The sequence below is a fragment of the Xylanibacter muris genome (assembly GCF_013166605.1).
GTDB classification, from domain to species: domain Bacteria; phylum Bacteroidota; class Bacteroidia; order Bacteroidales; family Bacteroidaceae; genus Prevotella; species Prevotella muris.
Genome location: NZ_JABKKF010000006.1, coordinates 61,382 through 80,026, shown reverse-complemented (window position 1 = coordinate 80,026; position 18,645 = coordinate 61,382). Strand labels below are relative to the sequence as shown.

The window sequence follows — 18,645 nt, the reverse complement described above, 5'->3', positions numbered from 1 at the left end:
GTTATTGTATTTTCATAAATTCGTTCATAAATTCCTGAAGCCGCAGCATGCCGTAGCTGCCGTTCATGCAGCTGTATTCATCGTAGGCGGTCACACTGTCGGGCTTTATTCCTTTGTAGTATATCGCGAAAGGCACAGGCTCTTTTACGTGGGTGCGGATTTCAACAGGTGTGGGATGGTCGGGCATTATGGCGATGCATACAGGCTCTGACCGCAGATTCATATTGTCGTATATAGGCTTTACGATGCGGCTGTCGAGGTTTTCAATTGTTTTTATCTTCAGTTCCAGATTGCCGTCATGACCGGCCTCGTCGCTTGCCTCTATATGCAGGAATACAAAATCTTCCTCTGTAAGGGCGTTTATGGCGGCTTGTGCCTTTCCTTCATAGTCGGTGTCAGCCAGGCCGGTGGCTCCGGGAACTATGATGTTGCGTAGTCCCGCATAATGGCCTATGCCTCTTATAAGGTCCACAGCCGATATTACCGAGCCCTTTGTTATCTGCGGGTACATCTCGCCGAGGGTTTTCATCGACGGGCGGTAGCCGGGGCTCCATGGCCATATTGTGTTTGCCATGTCGTTTCCTGCTGCTGAGCGTTCACGGTTGAAAGGATGTACGGCAAGAAGACGCTGTGAGCGGATTATGAGTGTGTTTATCATATCAGCCGTCTGCACTGGAGTGAGTTCGTCGGGGAGTGACGCCATTTCATTGTCCGTCAGGATGCGCATGGTATAGTTTCCGGCTTCTGACGGGCGTACTGTCAGCTCCGTCCATGTCTCATTGGGATGGTCGTGCGGTGGTGCGCATTCTATGTGTTTGTTTCCTCCCTTGATGATGAGCAGGTGGCGGTATTGTATGCCGGTGATGAATCTGATGCGGCTGTTGCCGAGACTGTTGTCGAGGTGTTTTATTAGCATGTCGCCCTCTTCAGTGGTGAGATGTCCTCCGTGATGGTTTTTTATCACGTTGTTTTCTATACATATTATATTGCATCTCATAGCCATGTCTCCCGGCTGCATCTCATAGCCGATGCTTGCCGCCTCTAACGGTCCGCGTCCTTCGTATACATTGTTGAGGTCGTAGCCGAGTATCGATGCGTTTGCCACTTCGCTTCCCGGCATGAATCCTTCCGGTATGGTGACGAGGCGGCCACACCTGCCTTTGCGTGCGATCATGTCCATGTATGGTGTGTTGGCATGCTGCAGCGGCGTCTTGCCGCCGAGACGTTCTATGGGATGGTCGGCCATTCCGTCGCCTAATATTATGATATGTTTCATGTGCGTTCTTAAATGTTGGCTATTGACATGATGTTTGCGAATACTCCTGCCGCCGTCACTCCTGCTCCGGCACCATAGCCCTGTATGAGCATGGGGTATTCACGGTAGCGTTCCGTGGTCAGCAGTACTATGTTGTTTGAGCCTTCAAGTCCGTAGAAGGGATGGCTTCGGTCAACTTCTTTCAGGCTGACACGTGTCGCCCCATGTTCCATTTCCGCCACGAACCTCCACCGTTTGTTCTCTTTTTCAAGCACCGCGCGTTTCTTTTCAAAATCTTTGTCAAGTTCAGGAAGTCTCTTCCAGAATTCATCTATGGTTCCCTTAAAGAATTCATCAGGCACAAAGAGATTTTTCATGACGTCTTCCTGTCCGGTTTTATATCCTGCCTCGCGTGTGAGGATGACGAGTTTGCGTACGACGTCCTTTCCGCTTAGGTCTATTCGGGGGTCGGGCTCGCTGTAGCCGAGTTCCTTTGCGCGTCTTACGGTCTCCGAGAACGGTACACTGGCTGATATCTCGTTGAAAATGAAGTTGAGGGTTCCGCTCAGCACAGCCTCAATCTTCAGAATCTTGTCTCCCGAGTTGCGGAGGTCGTTGATGGTGCCTATTATCGGCAGACCGGCCCCGACGTTTGTTTCGAATAGGAATTTCACACCGCGTCTGAGTGACGTTTCCTTCAGTCTTGCATAGCTGTCGTAATCACCGGATGCCGCCACTTTGTTTGCCGCCACAACGCTGATGTTGTGGTCGAGGAAATCCTGATACAGCGCCGCCACTTCGCTGCTTGCCGTGCAATCGACGAACACACTGTTGAAGATGTTCATGCCTATAATCTCGTTCCTGAGCCTGTTTGTGTCACCGGGAGATGATTTTTCGAGTTCCTCGCGGTAATTGGCCAGATTGATGCCTTCGCGTGAGAATATTGCCTTATGGCTTGAGGCTATTCCTACTACATTGAGCTTCAGCCTGCGTTTTTTCATCAGTTCATCGTATTGCGAGCGTATTTGTTCGATGAGGTTTCCGCCCACCGTACCTACACCGCAGATGAAGAGATTCAGTACTTTGTATTCGCTTAGGAAGAAGGAATCGTGGAGTACGTTGAGTGATTTTCTAAGATATTGTGAGCCTATTACGAAAGAGATGTTCGTTTCCGATGCGCCCTGTGCACATGCAATGACGCTTATGCCGCTGCGGCCGAGCGTTCCAAACAGTTTTCCTGCGATGCCGGGAGTGTGTTTCATGTTCTCGCCGACGATGGCTATTGTTGCCAGTCCGCTTTCTGCGTGCATCGGGAACATCGCACCAGTCTCTATCTCTTTTGCAAACTCGGCATTAAGGACATTGACGGCTTCTGAGGCGTCTTCGTCTCTAACTCCGATTGATGTGGAGTTTTCCGATGATGCCTGTGATACCATGAATACGGAGATGCCGTTGTCGGCAAGGGCTGTGAATATTCTGCGGTTGACACCGATTACTCCAACCATGGAAAGTCCGGTGACGGTGATAAGTGTCGTGCCTCCGATGCTGGATATTCCCTTTATCGGTTTGCGGTCGTTATCTATCTTGTTCTTTATTACGGTTCCGGGATTGTCAGGATTGAAAGTGTTCTTGACCCTTATGGGTATGTTCTTTATGCATACCGGATATATTGTCGGCGGATATATGACCTTTGCACCGAAGTTGCAGAGTTCCATTGCTTCTACATAGCTGAGCTCGTTGATAGTATAAGCCGCAGGGATAACTCTCGGGTCTGCAGTCATGAAGCCGTTCACATCTGTCCATATCTCTAACGCTTCAGCATCAAGTGCCGCGGCTATGATGGCGGCTGTATAGTCGCTTCCTCCGCGTCCGAGATTCGTTGTCTCTCCGGAATGCTTGTCGCTGCTTATAAATCCTGGTACAAGCGCGATTTGGGGCATCTTTGAGAAAGTGTCTTTCACAAGCTTTGCGGTAAGCTCGCTGTCAAGGATGTGTTTGCCGTGCTTATGTCGCGTTTTTATGAATTCACGTGAGTCATAAAGTCTTGTATTGTCAATGAGGGCTGCCACGATTCTTGAACTGAGTCTTTCACCGTAGCTCACAATTGCCGCTAATGTCTTAGGGCTCAAGTCGCGTATAAGGAATACACCATAATATATAGAGCGCAGTTCTTCAAGCATGGTGTCAAGTTCGGTGAGTAACTGAGGACGTTTTTCTGTCGGTATGACGGCTTCGGCCATGTTGTGATGCCTTTTCTTTATGGCTTCAATCTCTTCTATATATGTGCCGTTTCCGTCTACTGCAAGTTTTGAGGTTGCAATAAGCTTGTCTGTGATACCTCCTAATGCGCTTACCACGACAACAACCTTACTGTCGCATCTTTCGACAATGTGCTTAAGACTTAGAATGCTTTCTACGGAACCTACGGATGTTCCGCCGAACTTTAATACTTTCATCGCTTGTTTTGTTTGTTTTTAATACAATAATTCTGCAAAAATACTAAATATTATCGTTATTACCAACGGTTTGATTGCAAAATTGAAGATACGACTGTCTTAATGCAATGTTTTTCAGAATATGTCTTTCGTTTGTTTTTTTATGTATATGAATATAAGAGTGGCATCCTGCCACAATGAGCATGATGCCACTCTTATATATAAAATAAGGATTGTACGTACCTTTATAAGGCTTCGTCTTCCGGTTTTTGCAAATGTATCGGACAAGGCTTTATATGACGTTTACGCAGAAGATACCGGGCTTTCCGTTTTTCATATTCCTCTCTATGCTTTTCCAGATAATTATCCGCCATTATTGTTCCTATTTGCTTGATTTGTTATAAATGACACTTATTGTGACAGGTTTGCGGGAGTTTGCTGACCCTCCTACAAGACGTGTGCTCTTCATCAGCATCTCATTGGAAATACGTGTCAATGTCTGATTTCCGTACGATGAGGATTTCGTGTATGTCGGTGCTACCGGTACTAATACAACCTTGTTCCAGTTTTCGGAAACGTTTCCTTTCTGTTTTTTATTATACATATCTGAAATAAGCGCGGATATGTTGTTGAATGTATAATTATTGTATGTGGCATTGTAGGTAGCCATGTATGATGTGGTATTGTTCGGCAATGTCTGTTGCTCAAAGAATGAATATAGACTGTCCTTTGGAATCATTACAATATTGTTCTGTATGTTAAGCTCCTCTTTATTCATGCTTTTTGAGTTGAGACAGTTAAATGTTATTTTAGCCGAGCTCAAGGTGTCGTTTTCGTGGTTAAGCTTAATTTCCTCGACAGGTATCGTAACCTCTGTGAATATTCCCGCAGGTGTTTTAAGATAGGTGCATGTGTTGTCGTCTACAAGTTTCTTTATGTTTGCCTTGTCGTTTTCAATATAAGAGGTTTGCATTACTTCTTCTGTACCGGAAAAAATCTGGAGACCGTTGTATACGGAGTCTTCGCTTGTAAAGCGGTAGCTTAGGTGCAGTTCTGTAAGGTATACTTCCGCCATTGAGCCAATACCGTCAGTAATTTTAAAATAAAATCCTGGACAGATGTTTTTTGCGAAATTGTAGGAGTTGTTGAAGTTTTCTTTGTTTTTATAATATTCTCGCAAGATATAAGTTCCGTAGTTGTTATATTGGCTACCGTCCTTTGCCGTATATGGCTGGTTGAGTGGAATTGTTATGTGCATCATGTTGGTCTTGTTTTTAATCAATGCACGTAAACTGTCGCTCAGGTTCAGATCTAAAAGTGTGAACATTTTATTAATGTTCATTGCATTATTGTCGTTTCGAAGATAGCCTTTTTCTTCCGGATTGAAGTTTGAATAGTATGTTTTCCCTTCTTCAACAGGTGTTCCCATCTCGTATACCGTAAGTTTCATGGGATTCAGCGAGTCACCGATGGATGAATTAATATACATATAAAGATAACAGGAGTCTGCCATGACCTGTCCGTTTTCGTCCAAACTTCTTATACTGTCCTGTTCAGGAAAGAAGTCAAGGCCCGACAACGAAGGCTGTACGTTGAACTGTGTTGAATAATTGGAACGTACATAAGTGTTTGTTTCCGGGTCTTGAATGTAGCCAAGATAGCTGTATATATTGGTTGATAATACAGAGTCGACAAGTATGGAACGGGTGTTTACATTGAATGTGTCAACGGAAATGTTATAATTATCCACATCATTTGTCAGCGAACTTCCCAAACTGTCAGTATTGTCATCACAAGAAATTATCGCCATTGATATAATGGCGATAACGGCAGTTGAAAATATATTTTTCATTTGTATATCATTGCTATTTTACTCTCCGCATATTTTGTCATAGAAAGCTTCATAAGAGGCTCCGAACTCTTTTCCCGGATATGACAAAAGATGCTTATTGTTGTCTGTCGTGTAATTTATAAGTTCTTTGCTTATTCCTTCCTCTGCCTCTATTATTCCGTCGGAATAGTCTATCGCTAACTTGGCAAGTTCCTCATACTTGAAATCATCGTTGTATTTTTCAAGCATTTCCGCTGTTGCTTCCCTGAATGGAAGACATTGCTTGAAATTGTCGCCAAGATTGTTTGTTAGGCTGTTATGAAAGAGCGATGTCACAACTTTCGTGTTTGCAAATGAAGGCTCTTCGTGATAGGCTGTCTTAATATAAAACGGGACAACGGCACTCATCCATCCCTGACAATGTATAATATCCGGTACCCAGCGTAGCTTTTTAACGGTTTCTAAAACACCTCTTGCAAAGAAAATGGCCCGCTCTCCGTTGTCGGTATAGTCGTTTCCATTCTCATCGCTTGCCATCTGGCGTTTTGTGAAATAGTCATCATTATCAATAAAATAAACCTGTATGCGTGTAGACTGTATTGAAGCAACCTTTATGATAAGTGGATGGTCGGTATCATCAATAATAAGATTCATTCCCGAAAGACGTATAACCTCGTGAAGCTGTCCCCGGCGTTCGTTAATGATTCCCCACTTAGGCATAAACGTACGAATCTCAAACCCTTTTTCCTGCATTGTTTGTGGAAGTTGCTTACCCATTATCGAAAGCTCGGTTTCCGGTACATAAGGAGTGATTTCTTGGTTGATGAATAATACTTTTTTTGTCATGATAAGATGTTTATATTACGTGCAAAGATACGAAAAATAACTTATATTTAAGTGGTTTTGTTCCGATAATTCATTTTTCTGTGTTTTATTTGGCATATTTTTACTATAATTTTTCCTTGTTTGATAAAAATGTTGTTATTTTGCACCCGATTTATAACACAACGTTTAAGCGTTAAAAATATTTATGGAAATATTTCATAAGGTAGTAGATTTGCAAAACGCATTGTTTGCCTGCCGTAAGCAAGGCCTTACAATCGGGCTTGTACCTACGATGGGAGCCTTGCATGAGGGGCATGCTTCTCTTGTGAGACGGAGTGTAAAGGAAAACGGGATAACTGTTGTATCCGTATTTGTCAACCCGACTCAGTTTAACGATAAAAAAGATTTGAGTACATATCCAAGGACACTTGAGGCTGATTGTAAGCTTTTGGAGTCATGTGGGGCTGATTATGTGTTTGCACCGGATGTGAATGAAGTATATCCGACACCGGATGAGAGGCATTTTGAATATCCTCCTGTGACCACAGTGATGGAAGGAGCTCATCGCCCCGGTCATTTTAATGGTGTCTGTCAGGTCGTCAGCCGCCTGTTCTACATAGTATGTCCCGATAAAGCGTATTTCGGAGAAAAGGACTGGCAGCAGATAGCCGTTATAAAAGCAATGGTGAAAGATTTGGGGCTGAAAGTGTCAATCGTTGAATGTGATATTGTGCGTGATGATAAAGGATTGGCCATGTCAAGCCGTAATACTTTGCTTTCAGAGGACGAGCGTGCCATTGCACCGAATATATATAAAGTCTTGAAAGACAGCGTAGGGTATTCTAAGAATCACAGTGTAGCAGAGACGCACGACTTTGTTGTTGACAGTATCAATGCCATTGACGGACTTGACGTTGAGTATTTCTCTATTGTCGACGGAGACACTTTGCAGGATGTAGACGTGTGGGATAATTCATCTTGTGTGGTCGGATGTATAACGGTATATTGCGGTAAAAAACCGATAAGATTAATCGATCATATAAAATACATAACAACATCATGCTGATAGAAGTATTAAAATCAAAGTTGCACTGTGTCACCGTTACTGAGGCCAATCTCAATTATATGGGCAGCATCACAATAGATGAAGATTTGATGGATGCGGCAGAGATGGTTGCCGGACAGAAGGTTCAGGTTGTGGATAATAACAATGGAGAGAGATTTGAAACATATATAATAAAGGGTGAGCGTGGTTCCGGGTGTGTCTGTCTTAATGGCGCAGCGGCAAGAAAAGTGCAAGTGGGTGATACTTGCATAATAATTGCATACGCGATGGTGGATTTTGAGGAAGCAAAGACTTTCAGGCCCAAGGTGGTATTTCCGAGAAATAATAAAATATAATCATATATGAATTAGGAAAGGATTCGTATTACAAATAAAATATGAGGACTGTTTTTCAGGAAAAACAGTCCTCATATTTTATTTGTGTGTCTGTATATAATAATCCCCTTATCATAGAAAGACATGTAAAATGATATATACAGTCATCTTCCTGATAAGGGGATTGGTTATTCTTGGAAAATGCTTTCAGATACTGCATATCTTTTGCAGATTCCTATGTTTTCTTATTCTATAACTACAAGAGGATCGCCCTCCATTACGCTTTGGCCGGGAGTGACACATATTTTTGTCACTTTTCCTCCTTTTTCCGCGTCAAGGTTATTAGCCATTTTCATAGCTTCAAGAATAACTACCGTGTCGCCTGCTTTTACTTCATCTCCGACGGCAACCTTTACCTCTACTATAACACCTGGAAGCGGAGCTTTCACGGCATTGTTTATATTTGTAGATGTGGTGTCATTATCGGATGAAGTATCTGCCGGAGCTGCAACCTGCGGACGTACGACTACCTTGGGTTTTTCAGGTTTCATTTCAGGTTCCATCTCAACCTTGTAGTCTTCGCCATTAACGGTAATTGTGGCGATATTCTCGATAATCTCACCAATGGTCACCTCATATTTATTACCGTTTATAGTATACTTGTATTCTTTCATTGCTTTTAATATTTTTGTACAGGACATCCGGTCATTGACAATGCACGGCCATTCCACTCTGTGGGTTTTGGTTCAATTGTGATGATGCCGGATATGGTATCATGCACGTTATTGCCTTTAAATTCGTGTAGAGCCAATGCGATAGCCGCATAAACTTCATTGTTTGTTTTCATAAATGTTTCTGTTTGGTAAGCTTTACCTTCCTGTTCTTACATAGGAATATTGCCATGCTTCTTTGCCGGTAATGACTCACGCTTGGTTGCAAGCTGTGCAAGTCCACGGCAAATGCGGAAACGGGTGTTGCGTGGCTCAATCACATCATCAATATAGCCGTATTTTGCTGCCTGATATGGATTGGCGAACATCTCCGTATATTCTTCTTCCTTTTCTGCAAGGAATGCATTTACATCTTCACCGGCTTCCTTCTTTGCCTTTGCCTCTCTTGCGCAAAGTACGGCAACGGCACCGGACGCACCCATAACGGCAATTTCCGCTGAAGGCCATGCGTAGTTAAGGTCGGAACGCAGCTGTTTGCAACCCATTACTATATGGCTTCCTCCATAACTCTTACGCAACGTGATTGTAATTTTTGGAACAGTTGCCTCTCCGTATGCATATAACAATTGGGCTCCATGAAGTATGACTGCATTGTATTCCTGTCCTGTGCCAGGAAGGAAGCCTGGAACGTCTACAAACGAAACTATCGGGATATTAAACGCATCACAGAAGCGAACGAAGCGTGCGCCTTTACGGCTGGCATTGACATCAAGAACACCAGCGTAGCATGAGGGCTGGTTGGCAACGATACCTACGCTTTGTCCATTGAAGCGTGCGAAGCCTATTATGATGTTTTTTGCAAATTTAGGCTGTATTTCAAAGAATTCACCATCGTCAACAACAGAACCGATGACCTTATACATGTTATAAGCTTCGTTCGGATTTTCCGGTATTATTTCGTTGAGAATATCTTCCTTGCGGTCGATGGGGTCATTGCATGCTTTGCGTGGGGCGGTTTCCATATTGTTTGACGGAATATAGCTAAGCAGGGTCTTTATCATCTGCATGGCCTCTTCCTCTGTTGATGCGGTAAAGTGTGTGACACCGCTTTTTGTTGCATGCACACTTGCACCTCCAAGGTGTTCCTGGTCGATATCTTCACCGGTAACGGTTTTTACAACTTTAGGACCAGTAAGGAACATATATGATGTGTTTTCCATCATCAGTGTGAAGTCGGTCAGGGCAGGTGAGTATACAGAACCTCCGGCACATGGTCCGAATATACCGCTGATCTGCGGGATAACTCCTGAAGCAAGGATGTTGCGTTCGAAAATCTCTGCGAAGCCGGCCAAGGCACATATACCTTCCTGAATACGTGCGCCACCGGAGTCGTTGATGCCGATGACCGGAGCACCCATCTTCATGGCCATGTCCATAATCTTGCATATCTTCTGAGACATGGTTTCAGAAAGGGAGCCTCCGTTTACGGTGAAATCCTGTGCGAAGATGAAAACCAGACGACCGTCAATCGTTCCAGAGCCAGTGACAACGCCATCGCCAAGATACTGCTTCTTATCCATGCCGAAGTTTGTACACCTGTGCAGCTTGAACATGTCATACTCTTCGAAGCTTCCTTCGTCGAGAAGCATGTCTATACGCTCACGTGCAGTGTACTTGCCACGTTCATGCTGTTTTATAATTGCTTTTTCACCACCACCGATACGTGCTTTTTCACGATTTTCTATCAGTTGCTTGATTTTTTCTAATTGCTTGCTCATTGTTTTTTTATTGTATTATTGGCATGGATACCTGAATCTCGGTATTTTTATTAAAATGCCTGTTTTGTTTTAATGTTCACAAAGCTCTGTAAGAATACCAATTGTTGATTTTGGGTGCAGGAATGCAATATTAAGATTTTCAGCACCTTTGCGTGGTGCCTTGTCTATAAGGCGTATTCCTTTTTCGTCGCATTCCGCCAAGGCGTTTCCAACACCGTCCTCGATGCAGAAAGCCACGTGATGTACACCGTGGTTGCCTTTGTCAAGCCATTTCTGGATAGTGCTGTCCGGAGATGTCGGCTCAAGCAGTTCAAGTTTCACTTCACCACATTTCAAGAACGCGGTCTTAACTTTCTGGTCAGCCACTTCTTCGATGTTGTAACATTTCAGCCCAAGCACGTTCTCGAAATACGGAAGTGCCTCTTCAATGTTCTGGACTGCGATGCCCAGATGCTCAATGTGAGAAATTTTCATAAATTTTATTTGTTAGTTATAATATTTTTGCAAAGATACTAATATAATTCATACTGAAGAAATTAGTAATTGAAAATATTGTTAACCGTTTTTAAAACTCCATTATTACTGAACCGTTTATTTGCCGGCCTGTAAGATAGTTTGGCACAGCATATTGCTGATTGGTGACATCTGTCACCCAATAATATGAGTTTATATTGCTTATACCGAAAAGATTAAGGCAGTCAATTCCCAGCCAAATGTTCTTGAAAGCCGTCTTTTTCTTTCTGTCATCATTGTTCAGTGCACGGTAGCTCATTCCTATGTCAGCACGCTTGTATGCCGGGGCGCGGAAGTTTTGGTATTCCAGTCCGCGATGTGGCGGCCCGAAAGGCAGACCGTCTGCAAAGGCGAGACGGAGCGTCATTTTCCATCGGTCTGTGCCGGGAAAATAATCTGTGAAATGTAGGTTTACCGCATATCTTTGGTCTGTTGGCATAGGTATCCATATATTTCCTAATTTCTGTTTAGTACTCATGAGTGAGAATGTTACCCATGAATCTGTTCCCGGAACAAATTCACCGTAAAGCTTAAAGTCTATACCTGTGGCATATCCGTTAGAAATGTTTTGCCCGTAATATGTTATCTTTACATTGTTCACGTTGTACGGTATAAGATTGTGCATCAGTTTGTAATATGCTTCCGCCGTAAACTTATACGGACGCTCTTTCATCTTGAAGCGGTAGTCGAATGCCGCCACAAAATGTATCGAGCGTTGACTCTTTATGTTACGGTTCAATATGACCTGTGTCTTGCCGTTTATAGTGGTTGTGTCTCTCAGTTCTTTGAAGAACGGTGCCTGATAATAAAGTCCGGTTGCAAATCTGAATGTAATGTCCTGATTGAATGCGGGAATTATAGCGAGTGATGCCCTTGGTGATACAATAAGCTCTTTGTTGTATGACCAACGGCTGAATCTCATACCGTAGTTGAGGGTATAATAAGTCTGTTTGTCAAGTCCGGTGGAGAATCTGTAGGTATCCTGAATGTATCCTTCCAGGCGGTTTGACTTTATTTTATTATTGGAGGTAAGCGAATATATAAGGTCGAGGCGGTTAGGATTATGTGGTATTGAATATCCGCTTGAGTCTCTCATTTCATATTCACGCGAGTTCTCGTCAACATTCTCGAGTTTATAAGTAAGTGCCCCTTCTATAAAATGGTGCTTTGTCTGGTGAGAGGCGATGAGTTTGATACTTTTCATGTTCGCAGACAAATAGTTGCGTGCATGTTCCATATATGTGCCTACTCCAATGTTTGCATCTTCTTGTGTGTCGTTAAGCCAATATTGTCCTTGTATGTCGTATGTCTCCTGCTCTTTTGTGTGGAAAGCAGAGGCAATAAGCGCGACTTTTGTACTGTCACTTATATTATATGTAAGTCCGACGGTTCCGAATAAGGTTCTGAATATATCCTTTTCCTTACCGTCGAAATAGACTTTGAATGTTTTGACATTTTCCATTGTACCGAAAGATGTCTCACGGTCTGTCGGCTTGAAGTTGTAATGGTTTTCTGATATGTTTCCTATGAAATCTATATTCCACCGTTTGTTGGGGATATATGATATATATGTCTGATAGTCAAGGAAATTTGGTCTGTATTCGCCTTTTGTGTCAAGTGAGCCGAGCAGATATCTGTTTGTCTTGTATCTAATGCCGTGGGTCATGGACAGTTTTTTATTTCCATAACCGAGATATGCACTCGCTCCGAGCATGGATGTTGCAATGTTTGCCTCAAATGCTTTCGGCTTTTTGTATTTTATGTCAAGTGCCGAAGACATCTTATCCCCGTATTTGCTTTCAAAACCGCCTGTGGAAAATCCGATGGACTCCACCATGTTTGAATTTATTATGCTGAGACCTTCCTGTTGTCCGCTGCGAATTAATAGCGGACGGTATATTTCCACATTATTTATGTATACGGAATTCTCGTCAAAGCTGCCGCCCCTGACATTATATTGTGATGAAAGCTCATTGTGTGTCGATACTCCGGCCTGTTGCTGTATCATGTCTTCAACGGCGTTACCTGTGGCGGAAGGCGTGTCTTTCATGTCCTTTACGTCAAGTTGTTGGGTTGCTGTAGTTTGTCTGCGTTTTTCGGTAACGACCACCTCTCCGAGAGCAGACATTGACGGAAGTCGCATCTCAATGTTAAGCTTGCCGCTTGGTTTTTTGAATACACGTTTGCGTGTGCTATATCCGATCATTGAAAACCTTACCACTACACTGTCGGTTGATTTCAAGGTGATAGTGAAGTTTCCTCTCAGATTTGTTATTGAGACTTTTCCTTGTTCGACACAAGCCACCGTTGCCAGTTCTATAGGATTGTTCTCTTCGTCAACGACACGGCCTGTCAATGTGAATGATTGTGCCGATATGCCGGTACATGCGGTCAGTGCCGTTGCCAATAATATAAATATATAGTATATGCGTTTTCTTGTTTCCATATTCGATATAACGTAGGAATCAAGCGATTTATTGAAAATGAGAACGTTAAAGATGTTAAATAATATTAAGTAAGATTGTCTTATAGACAGACAATGCAAGAACTATGAATTATAATTAGTACCTTTGCGGCCGATTTTTAACAATTAACATAAAGTCTAACTTTATTAATTTATTATTTTTTTTATGTCAGAATTAACAAAAAACGTTCAGCCGTTGGAGGACTTCAATTGGGACGAGTTCGAGAATGGCAGCCATGTAAATGTCAGCAAGGAAGAGCTTGACAAGGCTTATGATGAAACCCTTAACAAGGTCAGCGAGCATCAGGTTACAGAAGGTACCGTAATTTCTGTAGACAAGAAAGAGGTTATTGTAAACATCGGCTACAAGAGTGACGGTATTATTCCTGCAAGCGAGTTCCGTTACAATCCAGAACTTAAGGCAGGTGACAAGGTTGAAGTGTATGTTGAGAACCAGGAAGACAAGAAAGGCCAGCTGATTCTTTCACACAAGAAAGCCCGTTTGAGCAAGAGCTGGGAGCGTGTTAACGCAGCTCTTGACAATCAGGAGATTATTCAGGGTTACATCAAGTGCCGTACAAAGGGCGGTATGATTGTTGACGTATTTGGTATCGAAGCTTTCTTGCCTGGAAGCCAGATAGACGTTCATCCTATACGTGACTACGACCAGTTCGTAGGTAAGACAATGGAATTCAAGGTTGTTAAGATCAATCAGGAGTTCCGTAATGTAGTTGTTTCCCACAAGGCTCTTATCGAGGCAGAGTTGGAAGCACAGAAGAAAGAAATTATCTCTAAGCTTGAGAAAGGTCAGATTCTTGAGGGTACTGTCAAGAACATCACATCTTACGGTGTGTTTGTTGACCTCGGTGGTGTTGACGGACTCATCCACATCACAGACCTTTCTTGGGGCCGCGTAGACGATCCTCATAAGGTTGTAGAGCTTGACCAGAAGATTAATGTTGTTATTCTCGACTTCGATGACGAGAAGAAGCGTATCGCTCTTGGTCTCAAGCAGCTCACTCCTCATCCATGGGATGCTCTTGACGCAGAGCTTAAGGTTGGCGATCACGTTAACGGTAAGGTTGTCGTTATTGCGGATTATGGTGCATTTGTCGAGATACAGCCCGGTGTCGAGGGTCTTATCCACGTATCCGAGATGTCTTGGAGCCAGCACCTGCGTTCAGCACAGGAATTCCTTAAGGTTGGCGATGAGGTAGAGGCAGTTATCCTGACTCTCGACCGCGAGGAGCGCAAGATGAGCCTTGGCATCAAGCAGTTGAAGGAAGATCCATGGGCGACTATCGAGGTTAAATACCCTGTTGGCAGCAAGCATGAGGCAAAAGTCCGTAACTTTACAAACTTCGGTGTATTTGTAGAGCTTGAAGAGGGTGTTGACGGTCTTATTCATATTTCAGACCTGTCATGGACAAAGAAGGTTAAGCATCCGTCAGAATTCACTCAGGTAGGTGCGGAGATTGACGTAGTTGTTCTTGATATTGACAAGGAGAACCGCCGTCTGAGCCTTGGTCACAAGCAGCTTGAGGATAATCCTTGGGATGAGTTTGAGACAAAATATACCGTAGGCAGCATACATGAGGGAAAGATAGAGGAAATGCTTGAAAAGGGTGCTGTGATTTCACTTGAGAAAGGCGTTGAAGGTTTTGCCACTCCAAAGCACTTGGTTAAGGAGGACGGAACACAGGCTGCTTTGGGGGAGGTTCTTCCTTTCAAGGTCATCGAGTTCAATAAGGATAGCAAGCGCATAATTCTTTCACACAGCCGTACGTTTGAGGATGCACAGCGTGAGGAGAAGAAGGCTGCAAAGAAGCCGCGTGCAAAGAAAGAGGAGGCTGTAAAGATTGACAACCAGCCTGCAGCAACAACACTCGGTGATATAGATGTTCTTGCTCAGCTGAAGGCACAGATGGAGAAAGGCGAGTAATCTATAAAGTGATTTTTAGATTCTCATGTAATTATATTGCGCAACATCCATATTGGGTGTTGCGCTTTTTCGTATTATTCAATATTTTGTAGTGTTTAGGATGAAACGGTTTGTGGTTCTATTTATAATATTGGCGTTTGTTAAGGCTGTACAGTCACAAACAGGGTATATACCGCGTGAGGGAGACTTGTTGTTTCAGGTTGCCGGTGACACAGAGTTCTCGGATGCCATAGCCAATGCTACTGCCGTGTCTGATTCTGTGAAGTTCGTACATGTTGCCATGGTTGTCTTGGACAGTGAGGTTCCTCATGTGATAGAAGCTGTCGACGGCAAAGGTGTTATATCTACACCGTTGGAGGATTTTCTTTCCTCATCACACAAAATGAACGGAAAACCAGGGGTAGTGGCAATGCGTGTGAATATGGATTTCCCGGTAAGTGATGCCGTTAGCAGGGCGAAAAGTCATTTGGGTGAGGATTATGACTGGTCGTTCATGCCTGATAATGGAAAGATGTATTGTTCGGAACTGATATACGAGAGTTATCGTAATGCAGACGGTACTCCGATATTTACGGCACGTCCGATGAATTTTCGTGATTCAAGCGGAAACATACCGGATTTTTGGGTAAATCTTTTCAATAAGATGAATCAGCCTGTTCCTGAAGGGGTCTTAGGCACTAACCCGCATGACATGTCAAAAGACCCAGTTTTGCTGGAGGTGTACAGATTCTTTATGCCATAGCATTCGGGTTAAATATTATGGTGAATACCTGTGGCTTATCATGTGAGTTTGTTTTTTGCCATGGATAGGCCTTGATCTCACCTGTGCAAGTTGACGTGTCTGTTAAATACGGCTGCCAATCCTTAATGGTTAATATAACTAAAAATACCAGCCGGTCTTAAATTTTCGAAATCTATTTACATTTCTGACAGATGTAAAATTCTCTTCCGATGAATAGCCTGTTCATGTTCAATGAATGGCATGTTCATCGACCGTGAATGGCCTATTCATCAAGCATGAACAGGCCATTCATTTTCGGAATATTTTTGGTTGTAGCTAACATGTTGAATATTAGATTGTTATGTGTTTTGTGCAAAGTTAGGAAATGGAATAAGAAAGCCTTGCGAATTTTTATTACACATGTGAGGTTGAAACGAGGTCCCTTTTAACAGATATCATTCATTTAATGTTGTTTGGATTTTTTTGCGATAGATGGTCAGTCGCATTCTTTCCAATCATCCGACATCCCGAATTCCTTATTTGCAAACAGCTCGGCCAGTCCGGAAATTTGTTTAAGGCGTAGGAGCTCATCTTTGTCCATTCCTATATTTCGCATAATCCATTGGTCAGACATGCCTGCACGGCTTAATTCGCTGACAATATTGCTCATCAGTTCCACGTTATGCATGCCCCGTGCCCTATTGTGGCGGATTGTTGATGCCATACGGTTTGACAGGTCCTTTTCTATGACCGATACCGGCAGCATGCCTTTTTCCCGTTCACGTATCCGTTTTGAAGTCTTCATTACCATATATCGGTGAAATCCGTCTACAATTTCGTATTGGTCACTTTCTTTTATGTAATAGCATACGCATGGCATTGTGTAGCCGTCCTCCCATATTGAGAGTTCTAACAGTTTCATTTCCGGTGGTGCCACCATGTTTGGATTATAGTTGTTTGCCACAATTTTCTCTATAGGCACAGCTATGACATTATATACAGGACTTTTATAATTTTGCATGTTGGATAGATTTGTATTTCTTCATCACTTTTTCTTTTATTTCTTTTTCTTTCTTTGTAAGGCTGAATCCCATATACTTGCATATATGGTCATTTTTCAGTATGCAGATACACATTCTTTTATATGTAGGTATTTCCTTGAATTCCTCTATGTCTATATCATCGAGATACTCCATTCTTACAGGCAGCTTGTTTGTGTGATATGCCGTTGTTTGACATACTTGTATAGGTATGCCGCGTTTCTGTAGTTTCTGTATTGTTTTCTCGTCCATGCATCCTCCCCGTTCGCGCCAGAACCGGATACTCACCCTTAGTTTTTCCTTGTAGTTTCTCCGTGCCTCTTCGGGTAAGGTCTCGAGAAGGAACTCCATGTATTTTTTCCAGGAAAATCCTTGCGGACATTTTATTGTCTTCCATCCCATGGCGAGGGTTTTTCCGTATATGCCTGCAAAATTCACCCCGTTGACGCGGCTGAGCATTTTTCCCCATGTGTCCGGATCAATTATGCGATATATTGAAAGTGTGGAAATGGCCGGTGATATAAACGGACTTGCCACTCTTTGTCTGCCTATTGGTATTCCAGCCTGATAGTAAAGGTCATAAAGGTGGTTGTATTTCCATTTGAATTTTCCATTGGCTATCCATATATCGGAAGTTTTCCAATCGTAAATCGGATAGGCGTTGTATATATGTTTTTCCATGCGATGGGTCCATTTGTAGTGTCCTAAATGCCTGTGGTTCTTTTCACTGTGTATGGTGCGCCAACGGTTTAGGCTTTCTTGTGTCCGTATGCCCACGAGACAACATATCCTTTGACATTTTTTCTGTTTGCGAAGCCATGGTGCGAAAAGATTCTGGAATTCGTAATCCCACAGATCGTCGCAGAAAAAGCTGAAGTCTTTGGCCGTATAGCAATGAGGAGGCATATTACGTACCCATATATCACGTTTTGATTCTTCCCATGGTCTCCAATAAGATTGGTACATGGATGTGCAGGTTGCGACTTTGAAAGGCACGCAGCAGTGATAAACCTCAAGAATGTCGCTGTCCGCGGTCAGTCTGCTCTGTACAAACTCTGTCGTATGCCGGTATTGTGCTTCATAATCCAAATGCAGTATACCGAGTTTGCGTTCCGGTAAGTTTTTGCGTATGTAGTCGACACAAAGATTCAGTAGGACACCACTGTCCTTGCCTCCTGAAAATGACACATAGACATAGTCAAAATTCTCAAAGATAATCTTCAGCCGTTCTTCCACGGCGTCATATACATTTAGCCTATGTATCATTATTTCTCTTTACATATTATATTGTGATACTGCATTTTCTCATATTTTGTCCATTTCTTATAAGAGATAAAACCGTGTTGACGGAAAATGTCCGCATGTCTGGTGTGAACCATTGCCGTAATATTTTGGTCGGAATCGGATATGAGATATTTAAGTAAACAGCTTAATGTCTGTGCGTTATCTCCTTTGATGTAATAATTGTCAAGATATAGTCCCGGACGCATATCCTTCACAGGGAGAAATCCTATGACCGCGTCTCCGTCCATGGCAATATACCATGTGTGTCTCAGAGAAGTCCTGAATGGATAGTTGTTGTTTTGGCGTAACACTGCCGGATTCATAATCAAACGTGCCACTAATCCGTACAGTCGTTCATCAGTTCCTTTGAGGTTGATTATTTTCATTTTGAATTCTATTCTATATCCGCAAAATTACTACAAAAAAATGAAAAAACAGATAATTTGACATATTTATTCAATTGTTTTAATGAACTTGTAACTTATTTTGCATACTTTTTAAAGTAA

Annotated in this window: 16 protein-coding genes; 4 read left to right on the top strand and 12 right to left on the bottom strand. The window is 42.9% G+C overall.

The window, feature by feature from the left end; genetic code table 11:
• Position 1: 1 nt before the first annotated feature.
• The 4 genes from HPS56_RS07770 to HPS56_RS07755 form a co-directional block, all read right to left on the bottom strand.
• Positions 2 to 1,276 carry a cofactor-independent phosphoglycerate mutase gene (locus HPS56_RS07770; RefSeq protein ID WP_172275599.1) on the bottom strand — a complete coding sequence of 425 codons (1,275 nt, stop codon included), beginning with the start codon at positions 1,274 to 1,276 and terminating at the stop codon, positions 2 to 4.
• Between the two features lie 8 nt (positions 1,277 to 1,284).
• Positions 1,285 to 3,711 carry a bifunctional aspartate kinase/homoserine dehydrogenase I gene (gene thrA, locus HPS56_RS07765; protein WP_172275598.1) on the bottom strand — a complete coding sequence of 809 codons (2,427 nt, stop codon included), beginning with the start codon at positions 3,709 to 3,711 and terminating at the stop codon, positions 1,285 to 1,287.
• 361 nt (positions 3,712 to 4,072) lie between these two features.
• Positions 4,073 to 5,542, bottom strand: a complete 1,470-nt coding sequence (locus tag HPS56_RS07760) for a DUF4270 domain-containing protein (RefSeq protein ID WP_216655776.1) — start codon at positions 5,540 to 5,542, stop codon at positions 4,073 to 4,075.
• An 18-nt stretch (positions 5,543 to 5,560) separates the two neighbouring features.
• Positions 5,561 to 6,367 carry a glycogen/starch synthase gene (locus HPS56_RS07755; RefSeq protein WP_172275597.1) on the bottom strand — a complete coding sequence of 269 codons (807 nt, stop codon included), beginning with the start codon at positions 6,365 to 6,367 and terminating at the stop codon, positions 5,561 to 5,563.
• 184 nt (positions 6,368 to 6,551) lie between these two features.
• Here HPS56_RS07755 and panC point away from each other — a divergent pair, with 184 nt between their 5' ends.
• Both panC and panD read left to right on the top strand, forming a co-directional pair.
• Positions 6,552 to 7,412 (top strand): pantoate--beta-alanine ligase, encoded by an 861-nt coding sequence (gene panC / locus HPS56_RS07750; RefSeq protein ID WP_172275596.1) that lies wholly within the window; start codon positions 6,552 to 6,554, stop codon positions 7,410 to 7,412.
• Complete coding sequence (gene panD / locus HPS56_RS07745; RefSeq protein ID WP_172275595.1) at positions 7,406 to 7,747, top strand: aspartate 1-decarboxylase; 342 nt, start codon at positions 7,406 to 7,408, stop codon at positions 7,745 to 7,747. The genes panC and panD overlap by 7 nt, the downstream gene beginning before the upstream one ends.
• Positions 7,748 to 7,971: 224 nt before the next feature.
• Here the strand turns inward: panD and HPS56_RS07740 are convergent, their stop codons facing one another.
• The 5 genes from HPS56_RS07740 to HPS56_RS07720 all read right to left on the bottom strand — a co-directional run bounded on the left by HPS56_RS07740 (position 7,972) and on the right by HPS56_RS07720 (position 13,134).
• On the bottom strand, positions 7,972 to 8,400 hold the full coding sequence (locus HPS56_RS07740; RefSeq protein WP_172275594.1) for an acetyl-CoA carboxylase biotin carboxyl carrier protein: 429 nt from the start codon (positions 8,398 to 8,400) through the stop codon (positions 7,972 to 7,974).
• Between the two features lie 5 nt (positions 8,401 to 8,405).
• Positions 8,406 to 8,573 (bottom strand): hypothetical protein, encoded by a 168-nt coding sequence (locus tag HPS56_RS07735; RefSeq protein ID WP_172275593.1) that lies wholly within the window; start codon positions 8,571 to 8,573, stop codon positions 8,406 to 8,408.
• A gap of 36 nt (positions 8,574 to 8,609) precedes the next feature.
• Positions 8,610 to 10,175: an acyl-CoA carboxylase subunit beta gene (locus HPS56_RS07730; protein WP_172275592.1), complete on the bottom strand. Its 1,566-nt coding sequence runs from the start codon at positions 10,173 to 10,175 to the stop codon at positions 8,610 to 8,612.
• Positions 10,176 to 10,244: 69 nt separating this feature from the next.
• Positions 10,245 to 10,649: a methylmalonyl-CoA epimerase gene (gene mce / locus HPS56_RS07725; RefSeq protein WP_172275591.1), complete on the bottom strand. Its 405-nt coding sequence runs from the start codon at positions 10,647 to 10,649 to the stop codon at positions 10,245 to 10,247.
• Between the two features lie 91 nt (positions 10,650 to 10,740).
• Positions 10,741 to 13,134, bottom strand: coding sequence for a TonB-dependent receptor (locus HPS56_RS07720; protein ID WP_172275590.1), 2,394 nt, complete (start codon positions 13,132 to 13,134; stop codon positions 10,741 to 10,743).
• A 184-nt stretch (positions 13,135 to 13,318) separates the two neighbouring features.
• Here HPS56_RS07720 and rpsA point away from each other — a divergent pair, with 184 nt between their 5' ends.
• Positions 13,319 to 15,094 carry a 30S ribosomal protein S1 gene (gene rpsA, locus HPS56_RS07715; RefSeq protein WP_172275589.1) on the top strand — a complete coding sequence of 592 codons (1,776 nt, stop codon included), beginning with the start codon at positions 13,319 to 13,321 and terminating at the stop codon, positions 15,092 to 15,094.
• 112 nt (positions 15,095 to 15,206) lie between these two features.
• On the top strand, positions 15,207 to 15,836 hold the full coding sequence (locus HPS56_RS07710) for a YiiX/YebB-like N1pC/P60 family cysteine hydrolase (protein WP_172275588.1): 630 nt from the start codon (positions 15,207 to 15,209) through the stop codon (positions 15,834 to 15,836).
• 475 nt (positions 15,837 to 16,311) lie between these two features.
• Here the strand turns inward: HPS56_RS07710 and HPS56_RS07705 are convergent, their stop codons facing one another.
• The 3 genes from HPS56_RS07705 to HPS56_RS07695 are packed head-to-tail and all read right to left on the bottom strand — an operon-like array spanning position 16,312 to position 18,525.
• On the bottom strand, positions 16,312 to 16,836 hold the full coding sequence (locus HPS56_RS07705; RefSeq protein ID WP_172275587.1) for an IbrB-like domain-containing protein: 525 nt from the start codon (positions 16,834 to 16,836) through the stop codon (positions 16,312 to 16,314).
• Positions 16,823 to 18,121: a DUF3440 domain-containing protein gene (locus tag HPS56_RS07700; protein WP_172275586.1), complete on the bottom strand. Its 1,299-nt coding sequence runs from the start codon at positions 18,119 to 18,121 to the stop codon at positions 16,823 to 16,825. Before HPS56_RS07700 ends, HPS56_RS07705 begins: the two co-directional genes overlap by 14 nt.
• Positions 18,121 to 18,525 (bottom strand): hypothetical protein, encoded by a 405-nt coding sequence (locus HPS56_RS07695; RefSeq protein ID WP_172275585.1) that lies wholly within the window; start codon positions 18,523 to 18,525, stop codon positions 18,121 to 18,123. The genes HPS56_RS07700 and HPS56_RS07695 overlap by 1 nt, the downstream gene beginning before the upstream one ends.
• Between the last annotated feature and the right edge of the window lie 120 nt (positions 18,526 to 18,645).

What these genes read in the sequence shown, in the direction of transcription:
- HPS56_RS07770 (WP_172275599.1), bottom strand. Translation starts at nt 1,276, where the DNA reads ATGAAACATATCATAATATTAGGCGACGGAATGGCCGACCATCCCATA.
- thrA (WP_172275598.1), bottom strand. Translation starts at nt 3,711, where the DNA reads ATGAAAGTATTAAAGTTCGGCGGAACATCCGTAGGTTCCGTAGAAAGC.
- HPS56_RS07760 (WP_216655776.1), bottom strand. Translation starts at nt 5,542, where the DNA reads ATGAAAAATATATTTTCAACTGCCGTTATCGCCATTATATCAATGGCG.
- HPS56_RS07755 (WP_172275597.1), bottom strand. Translation starts at nt 6,367, where the DNA reads ATGACAAAAAAAGTATTATTCATCAACCAAGAAATCACTCCTTATGTA.
- panC (WP_172275596.1), top strand. Translation starts at nt 6,552, where the DNA reads ATGGAAATATTTCATAAGGTAGTAGATTTGCAAAACGCATTGTTTGCC.
- panD (WP_172275595.1), top strand. Translation starts at nt 7,406, where the DNA reads ATGCTGATAGAAGTATTAAAATCAAAGTTGCACTGTGTCACCGTTACT.
- HPS56_RS07740 (WP_172275594.1), bottom strand. Translation starts at nt 8,400, where the DNA reads ATGAAAGAATACAAGTATACTATAAACGGTAATAAATATGAGGTGACC.
- HPS56_RS07735 (WP_172275593.1), bottom strand. Translation starts at nt 8,573, where the DNA reads ATGAAAACAAACAATGAAGTTTATGCGGCTATCGCATTGGCTCTACAC.
- HPS56_RS07730 (WP_172275592.1), bottom strand. Translation starts at nt 10,175, where the DNA reads ATGAGCAAGCAATTAGAAAAAATCAAGCAACTGATAGAAAATCGTGAA.
- mce (WP_172275591.1), bottom strand. Translation starts at nt 10,649, where the DNA reads ATGAAAATTTCTCACATTGAGCATCTGGGCATCGCAGTCCAGAACATT.
- HPS56_RS07720 (WP_172275590.1), bottom strand. Translation starts at nt 13,134, where the DNA reads ATGGAAACAAGAAAACGCATATACTATATATTTATATTATTGGCAACG.
- rpsA (WP_172275589.1), top strand. Translation starts at nt 13,319, where the DNA reads ATGTCAGAATTAACAAAAAACGTTCAGCCGTTGGAGGACTTCAATTGG.
- HPS56_RS07705 (WP_172275587.1), bottom strand. Translation starts at nt 16,836, where the DNA reads ATGCAAAATTATAAAAGTCCTGTATATAATGTCATAGCTGTGCCTATA.
- HPS56_RS07700 (WP_172275586.1), bottom strand. Translation starts at nt 18,121, where the DNA reads ATGATACATAGGCTAAATGTATATGACGCCGTGGAAGAACGGCTGAAG.
- HPS56_RS07695 (WP_172275585.1), bottom strand. Translation starts at nt 18,525, where the DNA reads ATGAAAATAATCAACCTCAAAGGAACTGATGAACGACTGTACGGATTA.